General features: G+C 37.6%; 2 protein-coding genes. Both read right to left on the reverse strand.

The annotated features are described in order from the left end of the window. Nucleotides 1-144: 144 nt before the first annotated feature. Nucleotides 145-339 carry a hypothetical protein gene (locus FCV43_RS16425; protein WP_136995791.1) on the reverse strand — a complete coding sequence of 65 codons (195 nt, stop codon included), beginning with the start codon at nt 337-339 and terminating at the stop codon, nt 145-147. A gap of 65 nt (nt 340-404) precedes the next feature. Next, entirely contained in the window at nt 405-824 is a 420-nt protein-coding gene (locus FCV43_RS16430; protein WP_136995792.1) for a replication/maintenance protein RepL, read from the reverse strand. Between the last annotated feature and the right edge of the window lie 1,165 nt (nt 825-1,989).

The following is a 1,989-nucleotide window of genomic DNA, read 5'->3' on the forward strand; positions in this document are numbered from 1 at the left end:
GTTATATGCTGGATTGCTTAAGCTCTAACCCTCCACTTGGGCTTGTTAATGCTGCTGCTAGATTTAAAAAGAAGAATAAAAAGAATAAAAAATAAGAGGGCTTTCGCCCTCGTCATATTTTAAATTTGATTTGTCATTTTTGCTTTATGATTGTAATGAATTCAACATATTGCAGTAACTATTCACTTCTTGAATCATGTTGAATTGATCTTCTAGTAGTCGGTTATATGCTTCTTTGTTTACGTACTCTTGCGGCATTCCACTTAAGCATGTTGCTAGGGTTTCTAGATCATCTATTAGCTTTTTAAGTCCATTAATAGAATAATTGTTGTTAGTCATAATTAACTCTCTGTTAGTTGATTGTGGTTAGTTAGCAAAGCGGAATGCCCTCCGCCTTGTTAACGCTATAAGTTTTTGTATTTTATTAATATATTCATTCTTTGATGGTTACTTCCTTTAAATACAACATCAGGGTTTAGTATGTATACGCCTTGTTGTTCCATTCTTATTACGTCTGCTTTTGTTAGTATTTTTATCACATCCGCCACGGTTTGCAGCGAGACTCCGCATGATTCTGATACTTTTCTTTGTGTGGCTATTATTCTGTTTTTATTGTCTTTATTCTCTAAAAGCCATGTGACTACTTTTATTTTTTTACTTCCTAGGCAATCTAGCGCTTGTAAAATATGACTGAACCATATTTTTTCAAAATTAAAGTCGGTTGCTTTTGATTCTATAACGTTCATTTCGACTAGTTCACCAGTCGATTGGTTTAGGTACGTTTCCTTTCCTACAACTCTTGTTTTATCTGTACTGGTCTTCATGCCTATGATTCTTTGTTCTATTTAAGTTGGAACAACTCTATAGCACTAAAACACCTTCGTCAATGTACTTGTTCTATTTTTTTCAGAACAAGTGTACTAGGATTCTAGAACAAGTGTACTAGGATTCTAGAACAAGCCTTTTTTGTTTTCACCTTTAATTACATGCACTTACGTGAACTTCCTAAAAACTTTGCTCTTATTCTGTATTTAGTCGTGAGATTGCAGAGTCTCATCAGCTATGAGACTTGCTCTTTTTTTTGCTTTTGAGTGGCCGTGCCTAGGTTTTAGTTTTGTGTTCATTCCGCTTGCTCGCCCTTCGACTAGCTCCGCTAGCTACGGGACTGTGCCGAGCGGTGTAGTCTAAATGCTCTCAATTTGATTTTAAGCGTGTTTATTTCGTTCTTATCGGCTTACCTGTGCTTATTAGGTTAAATGCTCTTAGGTGGCTTTCTAGGTGCGTTAATCTTTATGCTGCTGCATATATGATCACCTTTTAGATTTCGCAGTTGTCTATCCGTCCCAAATAGCGAAAAAAGCGGGGTTATATTATCGATGTAATGAAAGTTCAAAGAAATAAACCTTCCTGCCTGCTAGACGCTTTGATTTTATTTTCTAATGCTCGAGCTGAGGGAGTTTGAGGAGGTGCGAAGACTGAGCAAACGACGATAACGAGTGGCGCGTAGGTTCGCGGAAAGGGGCCCCGTTTCGCCGGGGAGAGGGACCGCGAACCGTGGACGCCCCCGTTTAGTATTACGGGGGTACTTTTACACAACTCCACTATTTCATATAGCTGCAATCCTTTGTCTTTATTGGCTTGATGCTTTATTTGTTTTTTTATTTTTAGGTTGCGGTTTTTTCTCAAACGCGTACCCATATTATTCAACTTGAAAGCTGTACACCTTTCAAATTATCACTATCTCCCCTCTGTTTGAATTCTGTACACTTTTCAAAAAAGCTGCTATTTTGGTTTTTTGAATTTTGTACACTTTTCAAGGGGTGTTTATGGCTAGTGGTGGATCTCGTCCAGGTTCAGGACGGAAAAAAGGCATTACAACTAAACCAGTAAGGGTTCCTTCTGATATTTATTATTTTGTTAAAATTCTATCAAAGGCTGTTCGTGAGTCCCCTCAAGATTATGATTATCTTTTTGATTCAGATAGGGCGT

Origin of the sequence: Vibrio genomosp. F6 (assembly GCF_005146325.1) — a bacterium.
GTDB classification, from domain to species: Bacteria; Pseudomonadota; Gammaproteobacteria; order Enterobacterales; family Vibrionaceae; genus Vibrio; species Vibrio cortegadensis.